This is a genomic window from Vibrio maritimus, assembly GCF_021441885.1.
Classification (GTDB): Bacteria; Pseudomonadota; Gammaproteobacteria; order Enterobacterales; family Vibrionaceae; genus Vibrio; species Vibrio maritimus_B.
In genome coordinates this window covers 2,126,956-2,146,263 of sequence record NZ_CP090438.1, presented here as the reverse complement: position 1 = coordinate 2,146,263, position 19,308 = coordinate 2,126,956, and the positions used below count along the sequence as shown (strand labels likewise).

11 protein-coding genes are annotated in these 19,308 nt (G+C 44.6%); 9 read left to right on the top strand and 2 right to left on the bottom strand.

Translation table 11 applies throughout. The annotated features are described in order from the left end of the window. Window positions 1–2: 2 nt before the first annotated feature. Both LY387_RS09795 and LY387_RS09790 read left to right on the top strand, forming a co-directional pair. Complete coding sequence (locus tag LY387_RS09795) at window positions 3–1,076, top strand: hypothetical protein (RefSeq protein ID WP_234493945.1); 1,074 nt, start codon at window positions 3–5, stop codon at window positions 1,074–1,076. Next, window positions 1,066–5,742, top strand: a complete 4,677-nt coding sequence (locus LY387_RS09790; RefSeq protein WP_234493944.1) for an OmpA family protein — start codon at window positions 1,066–1,068, stop codon at window positions 5,740–5,742. The genes LY387_RS09795 and LY387_RS09790 overlap by 11 nt, the downstream gene beginning before the upstream one ends. A gap of 73 nt (window positions 5,743–5,815) precedes the next feature. Here LY387_RS09790 and LY387_RS09785 read toward each other — a convergent pair whose 3' ends face one another. Together LY387_RS09785 and tssH are read right to left on the bottom strand one after the other, a co-directional pair. Continuing rightward, window positions 5,816–7,441, bottom strand: a complete 1,626-nt coding sequence (locus tag LY387_RS09785; protein WP_234493943.1) for a sigma-54-dependent Fis family transcriptional regulator — start codon at window positions 7,439–7,441, stop codon at window positions 5,816–5,818. Continuing rightward, window positions 7,428–10,112 (bottom strand): type VI secretion system ATPase TssH, encoded by a 2,685-nt coding sequence (tssH, locus tag LY387_RS09780; protein WP_234493942.1) that lies wholly within the window; start codon window positions 10,110–10,112, stop codon window positions 7,428–7,430. Before tssH ends, LY387_RS09785 begins: the two co-directional genes overlap by 14 nt. Before the next feature lie 458 nt (window positions 10,113–10,570). Here tssH and LY387_RS09775 point away from each other — a divergent pair, with 458 nt between their 5' ends. The 7 genes from LY387_RS09775 (at window position 10,571) to LY387_RS09745 (ending at window position 19,307) form a co-directional block, all read left to right on the top strand. After that, on the top strand, window positions 10,571–11,089 hold the full coding sequence (locus LY387_RS09775; RefSeq protein WP_042475319.1) for an Hcp family type VI secretion system effector: 519 nt from the start codon (window positions 10,571–10,573) through the stop codon (window positions 11,087–11,089). A 72-nt stretch (window positions 11,090–11,161) separates the two neighbouring features. Continuing rightward, window positions 11,162–13,240: a type VI secretion system tip protein VgrG gene (tssI, locus tag LY387_RS09770; protein WP_234493941.1), complete on the top strand. Its 2,079-nt coding sequence runs from the start codon at window positions 11,162–11,164 to the stop codon at window positions 13,238–13,240. Between the two features lie 2 nt (window positions 13,241–13,242). Continuing rightward, window positions 13,243–13,725 (top strand): hypothetical protein, encoded by a 483-nt coding sequence (locus LY387_RS09765; protein WP_234493940.1) that lies wholly within the window; start codon window positions 13,243–13,245, stop codon window positions 13,723–13,725. 48 nt (window positions 13,726–13,773) lie between these two features. After that, complete coding sequence (locus tag LY387_RS09760) at window positions 13,774–15,090, top strand: hypothetical protein (RefSeq protein WP_234493939.1); 1,317 nt, start codon at window positions 13,774–13,776, stop codon at window positions 15,088–15,090. Beyond that, on the top strand, window positions 15,071–16,063 hold the full coding sequence (locus LY387_RS09755; RefSeq protein WP_234493938.1) for a DUF2169 family type VI secretion system accessory protein: 993 nt from the start codon (window positions 15,071–15,073) through the stop codon (window positions 16,061–16,063). Before LY387_RS09760 ends, LY387_RS09755 begins: the two co-directional genes overlap by 20 nt. Further along, window positions 16,056–17,006 (top strand): hypothetical protein, encoded by a 951-nt coding sequence (locus tag LY387_RS09750; protein ID WP_234493937.1) that lies wholly within the window; start codon window positions 16,056–16,058, stop codon window positions 17,004–17,006. Before LY387_RS09755 ends, LY387_RS09750 begins: the two co-directional genes overlap by 8 nt. A 309-nt stretch (window positions 17,007–17,315) precedes the next feature. After that, entirely contained in the window at window positions 17,316–19,307 is a 1,992-nt protein-coding gene (locus LY387_RS09745; protein WP_234493936.1) for a serine/threonine protein kinase, read from the top strand. Window position 19,308: the final 1 nt, after the last annotated feature.

The following is a 19,308-nucleotide window of genomic DNA, read 5'->3' as shown; positions in this document are numbered from 1 at the left end:
TCATGAAACACATTCTTATTATATTAATGACATGCCTCTTCATCTCCGCTTGTAGTGATGATGGACGTACTTATATAGGGGAAAATAACTATTACGTTATGGCACCAAGCGAAGTGGGGGAAAATACCGGTACGTTTGAATATCAGAATAAGATGTTTCCAAAGTACTTCATTTCGAGAGCTAAAGAATGGCCTCGTGAAGATTTAAGCGATGCTAGTTCATATGACTTACCCCGCATCCAGTTTTACTGGGCTAACATGGGAGATGAAAACGATCCTATGTATAACGACTACGAGGGTAGCGACAAGATATGGAGTATGAAGACCGATGGCACAGACTTAAGGTTGGTAACAGATGAGTTTCCAATTAAGTTCGCGACTGGCACTGGAAAAATGGTTCGCTCTCCTAACATGCGCTACCTTGCCTATGGCTATAGTGGAACTGGTAAAGCAGTTTATGACCTAAAAACAGGCAAGACTTATGACCTCGAATCGACTGGTGGATACGGTTTCTTGTGGGGAGAGGATAGCAGTTACCTGTATTACAAAACTAGAGATAGAGAAGGATTGGTCACTTACAAGTGGAATGTTAAGACAAATAAGTCCGAAAAAGTAGATGTCTACATTTCAGATACTGGAGTCATTAGAAATGGAAAGCGGTACGTGGTGTCCGAGTTTGCATCTTCAGTATATGACGAGAGTACAGGTGTTGAAATTCAGTCGGTACTTTGGGGGGATGGGTTACCAATAGATAGAGCCCGTGGCGAAAAACTATCATTAAGTCCAGAAGGCAAATTCGCTTGGGGAAATAATATTTATGGAAATCTGTTTTTTGTAGATATCGCTGAAAATCGTATAGAGAATAGCCCTTATCCTATGCCATATCTTGTGGGTTTAGACGCAGTCTATGGTCTAGGTTTGCAGCATGTGAACGTAATGAAAGTTAGAAATCACGATAAAAAAACAGTTTGGCAATGGAGGCCGCTTGCAGGAAACCGGACGATAACACCAGCCACTCTTTACAATGTGTATGCCAACAATGGTAGGTGGTTTGAGGAGTCTGAAAATGACTTATAATGTTGACAATGAATATTATTTGCTCGGAACTTACTTCAAGGGTCATAGAACCGCCACAGGTACCAGGTATGATAACTGGCATGAAAGGGCAGATCTAACATTAGAGCAGCGTTTAACGGAAAGTATAATTCCTATCCCATATACCCCAGTGTTCTGCAACGTGTATGCAGATGGTGAGGCAAAACTTTGGGGGTCTGATAATCATGGCTTGTTAAAGCAGATTGGAGGAAAAAGTTCGGTAACAGAAAGCAATGATGGAGATTGTTGTCTGTTGAACATTGGTTCTCGACTTGAAAAGCTGCACCATGGAGAAAGATACCAACTTAGTTTCCCTCCTCTAAATGTACTGAGTCAATTCTATGGAGACCTTCAATACGAACAAGTCGAAGGCGATCAAACTCTAGCGAATAAACTGATGAGCTTTACCAAACATGTTGATGAGCGCTTTGTCGGGACAAGCTTCACTGTTACGAAAATCCTGCCTTTTCAATTGGCACCAGAATATGAAAATATTGAAGGGAAAGAGTTAACTGAAGACGAGATAGCTTACAATAGTTGGAGAGCAGAAAAGCTAAAGTATCCGGATGTCCCTATAAAGGGTTTTCTATTGCCATATACGCAAGCCTGCGCTGTGGTCTTCAGTGATCCTTTATACTTTGGAGCAGAAGTTTCATTGATTAGAGATGGTTTGAGTTTTAAAGCCAAGTCAGGACGACAAAGCAATGCTAGTTTAATTGGTAAAGCTATTGTTTCCCAGCCAACTTCAAACCAAACTCAAAACGGCGAAAATGACACACTTCCATGTGCATTGTTTTCTCTAGATCCATTGACCTGCAATGATGGTTTTTATCTTATTCGTGTAGAATTTTGGGAGGATGAGTACTTAAAATATCATCAAAAGTCGGAAGTTGAGCTTCCAAAGAGTATTAAGCATGCCAATGTTAAGGTAATTAAGGCGGTTAGAGAGGGAGATACTATTCCCCAAAATCTCTACCAATACGAACTCCGCGAAAAATTAGTTTTTAAACCCTCTCCCGGTCTTGGGAAAATCGCTTGTGTATGCGGCGATATGGTCTCGCTAGAAGAGACCATAATCCAACAGTTCCCCACACAGCTTCCAAGTTATGCTGAATACGCTACCAAAGGTTTAGTGGAGCAGAATGGAACCAAACCCGGAATGGGGGCGATCTCGCTATCTGGAACGCTAATGAAAACAGCAGAGTCAATCATGGGAGACTTTGTTTCACTGAATGGACCACATGTACCCGACTCGGCCAGTGAAGTTGCGAAGACCATAAGTTTAGCCCTTTGGGAAAGTGCAGATAAGCAACAACTGCCTGATTTTGTTATGACAGGCACCGCCATGGCAGCAGCGCTGTCAGCCTCTAAAGAAGCGCTCAAACAGTATCGGGATGCGACTGCTTTGGTGCAGAAGGGCATTACTCTTAAAGACTCTGCGCGACTCATCTTTACCGATAAAGTGATGGATACTAAGTACTTTAAACGTATCTATCACTTTGGTGACGAAGTCGCTTCGAACAAGAAAGTCGTTCGGGGAGTGGGGCGACTCTCTAGTTCATGGTTTAGAGGCTCGCTTGAGAAAAGACTAGGCATTATTGGTACCGCGACAGATGCTTATGAAGGTTATAAAGCCTACAAAGGCTACAGAGAGGCGATGGATAGCACGGAAGGCGCAATCACAGAGCTCAAGAACATGGCAGCCTCCTACCTCGAGCAAGTGAGTTTAGTTCAGCAACAAGATTCTGAAGATCTATGGAAACAGAAAGCAGAAAATGTACAAGAGATATTGGGCGATGACGCAAATGTTGTAGTAGACGAACGTGGTGTTGCTGTGAGCCTTTATTTTCAGTTCAACTCCGCGACCGAGAGTAATCAAATGCGAGTTCTTTGCGCGGACTTCTCAAACATTTGCGATAAGTTGAACTGCCTTCTAAAAGAAAACCCGGACTACCAGCTTATCGTAGAGGGTTTTGCTGGCGTTATAGGTACTGCTGCTCAGAATATGACTGTATCGAGAAATCGTGCGAGTAAAGTGAGTGACGCGATCACTAAAGGCGATTCAGAACTTCAGTCGCGCGTTATAGAGCACGCTTATGGCAAAACGAAACTGCGACGCGGAAGCGAAGAGAACTATCGCGATACCAGCGATAAAACAGACAGTTCAGAGCTAGCAATAGATCGCCGCGTCGATATTCGTTTGATTATTCCCGACTACCAGATCACTCTTCCGATCAGTCGCTCAGGTCTAATGAAGATGGAGAGTCTTCACCAGTTGTGGCAAGCGCTAGCTGTGGCTGAGAAAGACCAACGTGATGAACTGATCATGTCCAGCATTGATGTAATGTGCGGCTTAGCATTGTTGACTCCAGCTGCGCCTTACGCTGCGATGTATTTTATTGGGAAGGAAGCAGGATCGCTGCTTACCAACGGAGCGGAATTTGTCGATGACCTACACGGGCAACAAGTGTTTGATGAATTTGCAAGCCGATTAAAAAACAAACATGACCTTAGTGTTCTCAGCCGACTAAACAAATCGTTGGCGAATGCCTACAACCGCGAGGAGCACAAGATTGAAAGGCAGTTCTTGCGGGCAGATGAAGTTAGAGCGCATCTCGAATCCAAAGTAACGCAAGAAGAGCTTTTAAAAAGATTTATCTTACGAGCTTATGCGATTAACTCCCTTACTGAATTGCTTGCGATCCTGTCTGCCAAAGGAACCATAGATCATGGAATGGTGCAGAAATACAAGGTCGATGATTTCATAGCAAATTACGTCATGTCAGATGATTGGGAAGTGCCGTCATACTCGGCAAATACGCTGGCTCAGTCATGGATCAATCGAATTGAGCAAAATCGACATATCAGTTATTGGGGGATTGGAAGTTTAGATTCGTTCAATCTTCAGCGAGTTAATGTCGCTTTCAACAGCGGATTCCCGGTGCAAACGAAGCTTTACCTCAATGATGAGACAACCGATCAACTAGTTCGATTTGCCAGTAATTTTGATCTCAACAAAGTCGACCTTGACGAAGAGGATATTGGGTTCAGCCGTGTTGTGTTGTTTAACGCTGAAAAGGGAAGTTGGCAGAGCTACCATGATTGGTTAGTAGAGAATAAAGACAACTCTTTGGTTCGCGTTTCTCCGATCACGCCTGTGCGTGTTCAGGTAATTGTTGACCCTAACTTTTCAACTCACAAATCTGCCTTTATTCAAACGCTTAAGTATCGCGCTGAAGTGGGTTTGTTTGATGCTCATGGTCCGGAATTCGATGTTTTGTTCTTGAAAAAGTCGGTTGATGATTTTACTGATCCTGACAACAAAATTAGAGAGTACTACGAGCAAGCGTTCAATGAGATGGGAGCTTCAAAGCGCGAAGCTATGGGCATTTCTACGGTTAACGATTTGGAGTTGCTAGCAATTGAGTTTGACCCGACCTATTGGTTCGGAAACTATGAGATTCGAGGTTTGAAGCCTCTCTATGCTGCTTCAGTTTGGGACAAAGCTGGCTTAGGTTGGGACTCTATTTGGAGCGGAAAGTCGAGCTTCGAGCTTTGGGTTGAACAACAACATCACCGAGACATGCGATATATGATGAACTTAGGTGGCGTTGACCTTACATTGGCTTTGATGGAGTTTAAGCTCCCCCACAAACAACCCATTAAGCTCAAGCAAAAACTGCTTTATTTTGGTGTTGATGATATGGAATACAGCCAGTTTGTATTCGATGGTCGACATAGCGATAAAGCTAAGTTATCCGCTGAAGACTTTATGATTGAGGAGTTTGTAACCAGTACTTCAGCGGAATCGAAAGAGAGCACACCGAACCTGCTTGACGGACACATTATTTCAGTAGCGCAAATAGAGTTGGGTGGTGAAAAGTATCTACTTGATGATAACAAGCAAGTTCGTTTGGTAGGCGACTACGATTGGTCAACGGAACAAGATGCCGCTATTTACGTAGCACTTCTATCCGATAATGCTGCGATAGATGCCTATGAAACAATGGGGCTCGCTCATCATGAATGCCAAATGACAATGCAAATCTCTGAGTCAGGCCCAGTGGTCCATACTACTATGGAGAACTACGGTACCATTCGAACCGGAGAGCAAATCCATCTCGAACAAGGGGACTACGGTATTGAACAGAGACATACCTTCGATCTTTGTGTTGATGATCTAAAAGAAGGACATCTACAAGACTTCGGAACTAGAGTGATACAGCACATCAACGATAATAATGCGCTTTATGAGTCAAAGCTAAAGAATCAAGACAAGAAGTACATCTATCTGATGAAATTTGAGCTCAATTATACTTCGCCTACTGGGAAAAGAGTCAAAGGGCTGCGCCCTTATGGTAAGGCTCATGAAAGTAGTATCAGAATTGGAATCGAGTCAGTTTCACAAACTAGGGTCGATGGAACGTATCCAACTCCTGAAGGGAGCCTGATGGTTTACAAAGTCAAAGACATGAACACTGGTAATCCTTGGGTCAAGGAGCCTACCGAGAGCGAAATTGAGAACAGAAGCGCTTATTCTTACTGGAAGTCGTTAGATGGCGAGGGTAGGAAAGAGTGGCTAAAAGCATGGATGGAAGACAATTCTCATTCTACAGGTGCACCTAGCCTAACACTCAAGCAAATCTAAAAACAAAAGCGCTCTCATCATGAGAGCGCTTTTTTAATGTGTCGACAAGCGTCTTAAAAGCCTAACTCCAATGCTAACCTGCTGCAGAAATATCATACTTCTTCATCTTATGATTCAGAGTACTTAACGGTAGTGACAGCTGCTCAGCTGCTCGTTTGGTATGCCAATTGCACTCACGAAGGCAATCAATGATCACCGTGCGTTCATATTCACCCACGGCTTCTTTAAGCCCCTTAGAGACCTCTTCCATAGATGGTTCACTCGAAGGCGTAGCTACGCTCACAGATGACTCAGTAATCTGAGTAGGCTGCTGAACTACTTGCTCAGGAGCCTGCTCACCAAATTCAATCGTTGATAAGGTTTCAAAGTCAGAGAGTAACACCGAGCGTTCGATGATGTTTTTCAGTTCTCGAACGTTTCCTGGATAAGGGTAGTCGAGTAACTGTTTTCGAACATGGGCGCTTATGGATAGAGACTGGGGAAGCCCAAGCTTTTTTGAGGCTAGTTTAACGAAATGCTCTGCCAGAGGGAGTATATCATCTCGCCTTGTGCGTAATGGAGGAAGCGTAATTGGGAACACATTGAGTCGATAGAACAAATCCGCTCGGAATCGTCCTTCTTGAATTTGCCCCATCAGATTACAGTGTGTAGCGGCAATGACGCGTACATCTACTTCTATCTCTTTACTCGCGCCTACCGGGCGAACTTTACGCTCTTGCAGTACACGCAGTAACTTTGCCTGCAATAACATTGGCATATCACCAATTTCGTCTAGAAACAAAGTGCCACCATTGGCAGCTTCAAAGAGTCCAACTTTGTCTTTATCTGCACCAGTAAACGAGCCTTTTTTATGGCCGAATAACTCTGATTCTAATAGTTGCTCCGGTATGGCGGCGCAGTTTTGCACGACGAGTGGAGCCTTAGAGCGGTTAGAGTTTTCATGGATATACTTAGCCATGACCTCTTTACCCGTGCCAGTTTCTCCCCTCAGTAACACGTCGACAGGGAGGGACAGCACTCTATCTAAGCGTTCAAAAACGCTCAACATCTCACTGCTGATTGCGACAGGCTCTGAAGATGACTTGCGTTTAGACTTTGTTGATAGTTTCTCTGAAGGCTTTTTCAGCTGATTACCGCCACTTAGGTTCTCGATCACTTGACCATATTGCTCTAACCAGATTGCTTGTCGTATATGGCTTGCGGCCATTCGACAAAACTCCGTCAAAGCCGCTTCATTATCGATCACACTGAGATCGAGCAGAACTAAGAGTCCAATCGTATTGCCTGACTCATCAACCAACGGCCACGCCAAAAGGTTTTGACTGGTGAGACCCAGGGTTTGTTCTGCTTGATAGATGTTTTCGCAGTCGTAACCGTTGTACTTGTAGAGCTCGTTAATCAATACCACTTCACCATTGTGAACAGCGAAGTTGAAAGGATCGGACTCGCTCGCGGAATCGATCTCGATAGGCGTCCACGGATGCTCCTTTGCGATCTTGTCATTATGGTAGGCGCAAGTGGGTAGCAAGGTCTCTCCGGTCTGATCAAGAACATAAATGATGCCATGGCGAGCCATCGTCATTTGTTTTGCCGCAGTAAGCACGGCTTCCAATGTCTGAGTCAACTGATTACGATCAGCCAATGACTGACTGATCGCGAGTAACGCATTGCCCAGCTCGCTATGGTTAGCTGAACTCATAGGACAGTTTACCTTGTTCATCGACGTCAACAGCGATAGTGGTATGAGCATCGTCTTTGTCATGAACCAATAGCTGAGTGGAAAGCTGAGGAAGCAATTGGCGATTAATAACTGCATCAATGTTACGTGCGCCAGTTTCGGCGAGACGGCAGTTTCCTAAAACAAACTCAACCAAGTTCTCTTGATATGACAGCGACAATTTATGATGGCTCTGGAGGCGCTCTGAGACCCCGGCGAGTTTATGGTGAATAATATCGGTCATAGCGTCATCCGAGAGGGGCATAAATGGTAGTACCGACATGCGAGCGAGCAGAGCAGGCTTGAAATGCTGATTTAGCGTTGGTCTTATGGCTTCCGCAACGATGTTCGCATCGATGTCCTTTGATTGTTGAGCTAGAGATTCGATTTCATGCGTAGCAAGGTTGCTGGTCATGATGACCAGCGTGTTTTTGAAATCAATTGTACGACCTTCACCGTCGTTAAGCGTGCCTTTATCGAACACTTGATAAAACAGATTCAGCACTTCTGGGTCGGCTTTTTCAACTTCATCAAGTAGGACGACCGAGTAAGGTCTTTGACGCACTGCTTCGGTTAACATTCCACCTTCACCGTAACCTACATAGCCTGGAGGCGAGCCAATTAGACGTGACACAGTGTGCTTTTCTTGAAACTCTGACATGTTAATTGTGGTCATAAAGCGCTCGCCACCAAACATTTGATCGGCGATAGCACGTGCGGTTTCGGTTTTACCAACCCCACTTGGACCTACTAAAAGGAACACACCAGTAGGTGCTTCTGGGTTTCCTAGACCAGCTTTGGCAGTTTGAATACCCTCAGAAAGCGCCGAAATGGCAAACTCTTGACCTTTAATGTTGTCATTGAGGCTTTGTTTTAGCGACAATGTAGTTTCTGCCTCATCTTGCAGCATCTTGCCCATCGGAATACCTGTCCAATCAGAGATCACGTGGCTTACCTCGTCTGGGCCGACTTCGTAATGGACAAGTGGGTTGCCATCTCTTACAGCGTCTAGAAGCTCTTGGCAGGCAGCGATCGCTATACGAACTTGCTCCTCGTCCATTTCTTGGTAAGGATTGATGACCTCATCGGTATTCTCGTTTTCAGGTGTTGCTTGAGCTTTTTCTTGGCTTCCATCCGTACCCTCGGTCAACTCGTGTAGACGCGTACGAAGGGCAATCATTTCTTCAATGTGATTGCACTCTTTTTGCCACTGCGTATCGAGGACCTTAAGATCTTCTTTAGTGACTTCCATAGATTGTTTCAAATCCGGAATTGTCGCTAAGCTGTGCTTGTCACCAGTTTGCTGCAACGCGTCACGCTCTAATGCATCCAGTTCTCTTTGCTGGGCTGCGAGTGTTTGGCGCAGTGTTTCAATAGGTGCTGGCACGGCGTTGAGACTGATATTGACTCGAGCACAAGCGGTATCGAGCACGTCTATCGCTTTATCGGGAAGTTGACGACCAGAGATATAGCGTGCTGAGAGTGCAGCGGCTGCAGTGATAGCATCGTCTCTCACATAAACGTTATGAGACTTTTCATAAGCTGGACGCAAGCCACGAATAATGAGCGCAGCCTGTTCTGGTGACGGTTCGTCGAGCTTCACCAGTTGGAAGCGTCGAGCGAGCGCTGGATCTTTCTCGAAGTACTTCTTGTATTCGCTCCAAGTTGTAGCGGCGATTGTTTTCACTTCTCCACGTGCGAGTGCTGGTTTGAGTAGGTTTGCTGCATCGCTACCACCTGCCTGATTGCCACCTCCAACGAGAGTGTGGGCTTCGTCAATGAATAGAATGATCGGAGTAGGAGAGCTCTTCACCTCCTCTAAAACTGCATTGAGACGTTTCTCGAATTCACCTTTTACACTTGCTCCGGCCTGCAACAAACCCATATCTAATCCGTAAAGCTCAACGCCTTTTAGATTATCCGGGACCTCACCTTGAACAATTTTAAGTGCTAAACCTTCGACAACAGCAGTCTTGCCGACACCCGGCTCGCCGACTGCAATCGGGTTGTTTTTGCGACGGCGCGCGAGAATATCGACGATTTGGCGTATCTCATGGTCACGGCAGAACACAGGATCAATCTCGCCATTTCGGGCTTTACCAGTGAAATCAGTTGTAAACTGACTGAGCGCTGAACCTGCTTCGCGAGCTTCTGTTTTTTCAGAGGATGCAACCTGTGCTTCGATTGAGTGGCTAGTAAGGTCAGTGAAGTTACGTTTTAGACTGTCTGGACTGACGCTACTAAGTAGCTCGGCATAGCCATGTTGACCATAGCGCAGCGGGTTGCTAACTAAGGTGAGTAGTAGGGCACCAGAACGAATTTGCGTTTCTGAAAGATCAAGTGATGATACCAGCCAGCTTTCTTGCAACCACTCAATCAATAAAGCAGAAAACACAGGTTTGCTTCCGTTACCTCTTGCGTCACTATCAAGGCAAGAACGAACGGACTGTCTTAATAGATTCTCCGAACAATCAAAGTGACTTAATAACACGTCAAAATCACTATTTGGTCGTTCCAATAAACTTAACAAATAATGCTCAATTTGGACTTCTGTTGCTTTTTCTGTCACTGCAAGTGCAGCTGCATCTTCTAAAGCCGTTTTTGCTAGAGGGTGAAGACGCTGTATTAATGAAGAAAGGTTTATATTTATCATCTATCTGCTTTTTAGTTATTGAGAAAGTTAGTGGCTATTATACTAAAATTGATTGTTTCCTTTCTGAATGGCGATATTTTGACTGGCAGAATTTGGTCGTTTTTTATTGGTGTTTTTTGAATATGAATAATCGAAGCTTGCTAAAATCAGTGCTTATGAACTAAGTAATAGTTATTGTGGCTTTTTGTGTATTCATATCGCATTAATTTGAGCGGTTTTTATTGGTGATTTTAACTTTATCAAGAGTGAACAATTTATTAATATGCTTTGGCAATAACTTGGATTATCTAACAATAACTTGTAGTTGATAATAGTGTAGATTGACGCCTGCATTATGTAACTACCTGATAAATATAGGCAATAAATGTTGGCATGATGATTGTATATATGTAATCAGTCGCGGTGATAAGCGATTTGGTTAATTAATACGATTAGATTTAAGAGAAAAGGAAATAACAATGCCAACTCCAGCATATATGTCAATTGAAGGCGAAACTCAGGGTCAAATTACTAAAGACACTTACTCTGCGGACTCAGTAGGTAACACATGGCAAGAAGCTCACGTAGATGAGTTTCTAGTTCAAGAACTTGATCACGTACTAACTATTCCTCGTGATCCACAAAGTGGTCAACCAACAGGCCAACGTGTACACAAGCCAGTAGTTGTTACTAAGGTTCAAGACCGTTGTTCTCCACTTTTATTCAACGCGCTTGTATCGGGTGAGAAACTTCCAGAGTGTGTGATTCGTTTTTACCGCACTTCGGTTCAAGGTAAACAAGAGCACTACTACTCAATCAAGCTTATCGACGCACTATTGGTAGATATGCAAACTCGCATGAGTCACTGCCAAGATGCAGCAACGTCTGATCGCGTGACAGAAGAAGTTCTTAAGTTCACTTACCGTGCAATTGAAGTGACCCACGAAAACTGTGGTACTGCGGGTAACGATGACTGGCGTACGCCTCGCGAAGCTTAATGGCTTAACGCGAAACAATCTAGGGCCAACCTCTGTTGGCCCTTACTCTATTATTAGTATCAGGTGAGAGATATGGTGAATGACGTAGAATTTAAGTTTGAAGTGCCAGGATGCGGTCACGAGTTTAGGGTGGAAAGTTTCCAAGTCACAGAAGAACTTTCAAAGCCGTTTCAAATCACATTATCATTGCTTTCACTTGAACCTAATGTAACAACAGAATCGCTCATTCGTAAGGCAGGGCATCTTTCCCTTTATGGTCAAGGTGTGGCGACAGCACGGCATTTTAGCGGTGTTGTTAACGAAGTTCGCTATTTGGGAACCGGGCGTCGTTTTTCACGCTATCAGCTCGTATTGGTTCCTCAATGTTGGTTTTTATCGCAGCGTCAGGACTGCCGCATTTTTCAGCAAAAATCTGCACAAGACATCGTCACTGAAGTGCTCGATGATGCTGCAGTGACAGATTATCGTTTCGAGCTATCCGGCAACTATCCTGCTAAAGATTACGTACTTCAATACCGAGAAACGGACTTACATTTTGTCCAGCGAATGCTTGCTGAGCATGGAATGTGGTATTACTTCGAACATACCGAAACAAATCACACCATGGTCATCGTTGATAGTAACGATGCGATTGCTTCACTTATTAGTACGCCTCTAAACGCCTCTTATATTGGTCCTATTGTCTATCATGCTGATGGCGGTGGGGTACCAGATAGGGAGCATATCAGTGATTTAGAGTTGGTAGACCGTGTGCGCACAGGACAAGTCACCTACACAGACTACAACTACGAGCAGCCCAAGATTCCACAAGAGATGACCAGTACTGGTGATCTGGATAATGACTTGAAGCTGTTTGATTATCCTGGACGCTATGTCGACCCTGCTATGGGGCAGGTACGAACAAAAGAATGGATGTCAGAGCATATTGTCGATAACCAGTATGTGGAAGCATCAAGTGATGTAATGCGCCTTGCTGCGGGGTACAGCTTCAATATTGGAGAGCACCCAAGATCTGAAATAAATCGCGAATACATCATGTTGTCCGTTATGCACTGCGGCAGCAATCCTCAAGTTCATGAGGACGAAGCTGGTGGGCAAGCGACGACCTATCATAACCAATTCATATGTATCTCCAGAGAAGTAGAGTATCGAGCCCCTAAACTCGCGGCCCCTGTTGTTGATGGCCCCCAAACAGCCGTCGTTGTCGGGCCGGCTGGCGAAGAGATCTATACGGATAAATTAGGTCGCATTAAGGTGCAATTTCACTGGGATCGATATGGTGGTAATGACGAACATTCGAGCTGTTGGATCAGGGTAAGTCAATCAATGGCAGCGCCAACGTGGGGCGCGGTTTATTTGCCAAGAATAGGCCATGAAGTCGTCGTCACTTTTTTAGAAGGCGACCCAGACCGACCGTTGGTTACAGGCGCGGTATATAACGGACTTCATTTCCCTCCGTACTCATTGCCAGAGAACAAAACGCGCACCACGTTTCGTACGCAAACGCACAAGGGAACCGGCTATAACGAGTTGAGCTTTGAAGACGAAGCGGATCAGGAAGAGGTTTATATTCACGCTCAAAAGGACATGTCGACGAAGGTTCTTAACAATCGTTTCCGAGACATTGGGCAAGATGAGTTTCTCAAGGTTGCTCGCCATCAAACCAATGAAATTCATGGCGATCACAAAGAGACAATTGACGGGCACAAGACAACACAGGTCAACAGCACCTTTACAGAAACGGTGGAGCAAGATGTCACGGTTACCTACAACGCCAACGAAACTCAGTTTGTTAAGAATAATGTTGAGCTGGAGATTGGTGATAACAGAACGACTAAGATTGGCAAAAATGATGACCTTGATGTCGGTGAAAACAGCAACCTGACTGTAGGGGCGTCGAAAAGCTCAGATATTGGGGCGGATGATAATCAAACAGTCGGCGGTAATCTAACGGTATCGGTGAATGGGAATACTTCATACAAAGCGGATGGAGCGACGCAGATAGTTAGTGGCGACAAGATCGTACTTAAAACTGGCGGTTCTTCGTTAGTGATGACGAGTGATGGTTCTATCAAGCTTTCTGGCTCTTCTATTACCATCGAGGGTAGCGATAAAGTCGTCGTGAAGGGCGGTAATGTGGCGATAAATTAACAATGAACAAGTCTGAATTAAACGATCGATTAGTCATGGAAATGCAAGCCGAAACATCGGCTTGCTTTTCGCGTTTTGGGACCATAGTGGCTATTGGGGAGTCTAATGTCACGGTGAGAGTCAACTTTGATGGTAATCCCTTTAAGTCGCCGATTTCTGCTCGACTTGGTCGAAGTTTTCGCCGTTCAGAAATCGAACTGGCCATTGACAATAAGTTGTCGTGTCGAATTGATTTTATAAACGGTGATGTCAGTTTACCCATTGTCACCGATATCTTTTTCTCGTTGCTCGACGACAATGACTCGCTGACATTGCGAGCTAAACGGCTAGTGATAGAAGCTGAAGAAGAATTAGTTATCAAAAGTGGTGAGACACAAACGCGTCTCAGCGGTAGAGACGGGCGAGTGACGACCAAAGGGAAATATGTGACGTCTCAGGCTGAAAAAGCTCAAAAAATACAGGGCGGCACAATAGCCATTAACTAGTGCTATCTCTGTGTTCAATTATTACGAGTTAAAGAGTTAAGGTAGTTCATGCAACGAAGAGTGGGGGTCGAAGATCTCAACACAGCAATCGACATAGCGCTGATTTTGGCGGCACAAGATAAGGTTCAGCAACAAGTCAAACAACTTACTGAGCTCTCGGCGAATTGGATGGCGTTTAGTGAAGAGAAACTGATGCTGAGCTCTGAGTCGCTGCTGTTTTTGTTACGTCAACGCCAGAGCATCTTTTTGCGTGGCTTTCCAAGTAGCGATAATGAATATTTAGCGCTAATTGAGAGACAAATGGGTGAACTAAAACGTGTCTACATCGCTTTTTACAACCTCCATCCGGGGCTCATCCACCGTCTAAGCAGTGAGCAACCAGAGGTATACATTTGGCTTATGTTGCAAGTCGAGTTTTCTAATGAGACAAGCAATTTATTAAGTGCTTTGTCCTTGTTAGATAAAGTCTCTGTTGAGATGGCTTTGATGCTAACCATTCAGAGTCGAGTCCAAGGTTTGGATGTGCTGTTGGCAAAAATGATTGATGGTGATTGTCCGTTAAAAGCGCAATATCTAGTGTCGCTTAATCACCGGCAGACGTTAGGTGTTGCACTGTGTAAGCATTGGCTCAGGAAGGAGAGGCTCTCTCCGGATTTGCTTAACCCAATACTCGCGATGCAGCAGGTAGAGGAAGCGACTGAGTGGCTTAATACTCAAGTTACTGACGCGTTTTTATTCGAGTGTATTATGACAAAACACGATCGCGGCACTTGGTTTAGGAAGCAGTTCGGCATAGAAATTAGTGATATTTCTTCAGATGAAGTCGTTACGTTCGGAAAGCTGCTTGAGCTGCCGGAGTTTGAACCTTGGAATCTGTCATCTAAATATGCACATATCGACTTTGTATTGGGCGGCAATACCAACCTTGTTCCAAGCATAGTGGAACAGTTGCTCTCTATTGATGAAATAGAAGGTGAACGCTGGATTCAAGCCTTACACGCGGTATATGGCCCTAAGTTACCGATACTTCCTTCAGAAGTTGGCGTCGACAAAGAATGGGAAGAAGTGGTCGATATTCTCGAAGAGTGGGTTGAAGACGAGAGGCACATCACTCCATATCCTCTTCGAGTGGGCAAAGCACTTAGCTTTGAATCAACAATCAGTGCGATGCGTAACCCAGATGTGTCCGCGTTACTGCGAGTATGGTTGTGGCGACACCTTTGTGTGCATTCACGGGCTTTCATTCCATGGGCTCCAATGATGTCTGCTCATCAACAAGAGTGGAACTTCAACAAGCTTGCTTCTACCCCGTCTGCCATCGAACGATTTAATATGAGGAGTCAAAATGCAGTTGTGGGATATTGAATCGGATCAAGGCCTATCACTTAAAGGACGCTTCCAACGAGACGCAGATGGTAACGAGGTTTGGGTCGTTATTGGTAAACGGTCATGGCGTTGGATAGAGGGGGCGTGGTTTGAGCTTGAAGAAAGTGAGGTTTTCGATGACCCGCTATACATAGGTGAGCCCGGGCTCTCTGCGATGAAAACCGATCATGAATTCGCTTACTTTAAAGCCAATACCGACGTTTTAGTGTTTGGTAAAGCTCGCAGCTATGCCAAGAAGCCAACTACGCAACATGAGTGCCGAGTGTTGCTTGATGGTCATATCGACAAGACTCTCAAAATTATGGGCGAGAGAGTCTGGATAGAGCATGGAGGAGGGGTGACGGTAAGTCGTCCCATTGAGTTTATAGAACGAGAGATTGACTACAGTAACGCCGTGGGGGGAGATGAGCGAAATCGAATCGGTGGCGGTGTTGCAAAGTCGAACGCAGTACTTATATCTCAAGTGGTCCCCTCTGTTTTCTATCCAAAAGAAGATTGGACGCCAGCGACAAATAAGATTCGAGTCGCAGGGTTTGGACCTATTCCTCCGTTTTTTGATGAAAGAAGGCGCTATGCGGGCACATTTGATGAAAATTGGGTAGAGACCAGAAAGCCAATGTTGCCTTTTGATTTTGATGTGGCGTTTAACCAAAGTGCGCCAAAAGATCAGCAGTGCAATGGGTATTTATTAGGGGGAGAGCGCATTGTATTGAGTGGTTTTTGTCATGATGAAACACTCGCGTTTCGTATCCCATCATCCACATACACCGCCGTTGCCCATTTTGGCAAGCACATGCGGAAGGAAACCATGAGTATTTATACCTTGTTTATTGATACTGAAACAAAGACTCTGTCGCTTAGCTACAACGCTTCGTTTCCATGCCAAGGTGAGGAGCACACACTGACTAAAACACGTATAGATGTAGCCGAAGTGGAGCGCACAGATGCTTAATTCAAAGGGGCGATATGTGTTAGGCGTAGAGGCGGTGACACCTGCTGGAATGAACGTTGAAATATCCACTGCGGTTGCATCGGCAAATGTAGCAAAGTTTAGTCAGCAGGAGATAGCTGGTGGGCTCGATCGTTACCCCTATGCTCATATCGAGTATATCAATGGTTCCTCACCCTTGCAGCGTCATTGTGAAATGCTCAGTATTGTGCTCGATTCATTGCTTGCACAGCTACCAAGGATGCTCAAACCGGTCCCTTTGCTTTTGAGCATACCGAGTTATCTCGATATCTCTCAAGTTCAGGCATGGCTAGATGACAGCGATTATGGCCCACTCATTTTGGTGTCAGAGATAGTCACAATGTCAGGCCCCCAACTAGTAGGCAGGATGACCGAAATGCTGGACGGCTATGATGCGATAATGTGCGTTGCGACTGATTCGCTTTATGAGATACGCGATGACTTAGTGCATTTGAGTAAAGTGATGAGCTCGGATAATCCATGGGGCGTGATTCCTAGTGAGGGTGCCGCGGGTGTCACTCTGTGTCGAAGTAGTACGGTTGCTACTCTCAAACTTAGCCCATTAGCCAAGCTGGGCTATTTGGATATCGATACTCAAACAGCAAGCGCGCGAGCGATGTATGGTTTAGTTCAAAAAGCGAGCAAACAGATTGAGTCCTTTGGTGAGGTCTACACCGATATGACGAATATTCGCAATCATACTGAGGATTATGGGTTTGCTTTGGGCGCTAAAGCGGAACGTTTCACCAATCCTCAGCAACCAAAAAGAATCAATGATTTGTGGGGAACATTAGGTAGTTGCTCTTCACTTGCTTTAATCAGCTATGCGACGAAAACGCATAGTTGTAATAACCCGATATCGCTTCTCATGTTTGATGTTGACGGTGCAGTTGGATTATTGCAGCTTCAACCAGCAACACTTTAAAGTACCCAAATTTATTATTAATAGTTTTGTAATTGACTAAGCTCGCATGACGAATTATTACGCTATTACTAAATAAGTTCCCCAACTTTAATCAAAATAAAAATACGACCCAAGTCACACGCGAATATAGAGATGAAATTGTGGAGTGAAATTTTGTTAGTTAAAGCGAAATGTAAAGCAACCCGTTAGTTAGTAATAATCACTAAACTAATAGCGTTAGTGTTCGTTTTCATTACTAGCCTTGAACTGAAGTCACACAAAACAATATTATCAGCGCCTAGTTATATTGGTATGGTGAAAGAGTTAGAAGTGTCTGATAATCAAGGGTCAAACCAAGGATTTATTGATCAGCTAGTTGTTAAAGCTATTGAAAAGCGAAAAATGACAGCGCAGCAAACGTCAAGCAGAAATAAGCTTAAGCTAGAGTACGTTTTATTCTCGCAGTTTGACGTGCTAGATACTTTGGCCTCCAAGAACGGCCGAGCAACTATTTATCACCTCGCAAAAAAAGATGAACCTGAGAAGCAGCTCTGTTGTAAGGTCATCAACGAGGATGCGCCCGATTTCGCCAACAATATGTTGATTGACGAAGCAAGTAGATTAGAACTCTCTCAGCATCCTAGCGTCGCTAACTTTATTAAAATTGGTACAGAGTTTGAACGCCCATATTTAATGTATGAATGGGTTGTGGGTGAGACGGTCGCAGACAAGATGCAGCGTCACTCAAACAAGGGTTTTCGCCATGACCATATAGCGTGGTTGGTATATCAACTTGCAGGTGCATTAGAGTTTATGCATACGCGAGGCGTTTGCCACCTAGACATTAAGCCAGCTAATGTACTTGTCAGTGAAGGTGACTACGTCAAACTGATAGATTTCGGCGCATCAAGATATATTGGTGAAGCAGAACCGTACGCAGAAGCTAGCTTGAACTACGCCTCTCCTAATTTTATTGAAAGCGGTATCGCGGAACCTCAGGATGACGTCTATTCATTAGCACTATTAACCGGACATCTATTCCTAGGTTCGATATTTGGTGATTCTTGGCATAAGCAATTAAAGAGCAGGAAGAGACCGTCTTTAATTCCTAGTCATGTTTGGAAGCTCATCAAAGAGGTTGTGAATAAACCAAGAGGTCATGGCTTTACGGCTATTTCCTTTGCCCAACAACTCGCGAGAATTAATACTAGCGCTATCGATTCACAATCTAGTGCGCCAATTTTTAGCAATTTACGTAACGCTGATTTGGTTCTTACTCATTGTCGGCCACAAGAAAGAGCCGGTGTAAAGCGGTTTAAGGTATTAGAACTGACTCTAGCCATCTGTGTTGCCGTGACCTCTGGCTTTTATATCTATCAGCAAAGCCAACCAAAATGGCAATCAATCGTTGCAACAGACGTTGCACCGGCGGATATGGTTAGCTCTATAAAACCTGCGCAAACCGCATCCTTTCTCAGTCTACCTCCATGGGATATTGAGTTTGCGCTTAACGATATGGAAAAAGATGTAGTCAGCACCGCCCCTTATCGAGAAGCTTATGAAGTTCAGCAATTGAAACTTGCGGATCTCTATCAAGACAATCAATCCAATGTTGCCGCTTATCAAGGCTTAGCGGATGAATTACCAACCTCAGTTTTAGAGGTCAGAAATGAGCTCATTGAATTAAGGCAGAAGCTAATCTCGGATGGGGCACTATTTCCTTATGCAGACAAAACACTGACTTCAGCGATGGCCGCACTCAATAGAGCCGCCGCTGACTCTTACAAGTTATCTACGGTCACAGGTTCGAAGGCGCAGCACTTAGCTCAACTTATTCTGAGTGGAGAATCACAACAAGCGGACCAAGAGCTTAAAGAAGTTTGGTTACTCAACCAGTCAAAAGCGTACTTCTATAGCCAGGTATTGCCAAAGCGCGTGATGGAACAAATTGACGAGTCTATCGCCGAAAACACCAAGGCTCATTATTACAGCAAGGCAATTGCCAAAGCCGAAGCAGCAACCCAGTTCTTTGGACAAACTCCTGAGCTCGCTCAAAAAATTCGTGACCTAAAGGTAGCGCGAAGTGAATTTATTTTGTTTAGCACGGTGACTGAAAAATCTATTTTCGGCAAAAAGAAGTTGCATGACTCTTTGGCGGAGTTGGAGCAGAACGCGCCTGGAAAGTTCAGTGAAATTACTGACCTTTTAGGAAATATGGCTACTGATTCAATCGATAAAAGTCACCAAAAGTCGATGCCGGCTCGCGGTGCTATTGCAGTCGAGCGAGCGCTCAAAGACTACATAACGGAGAGTCGAGGTTAAC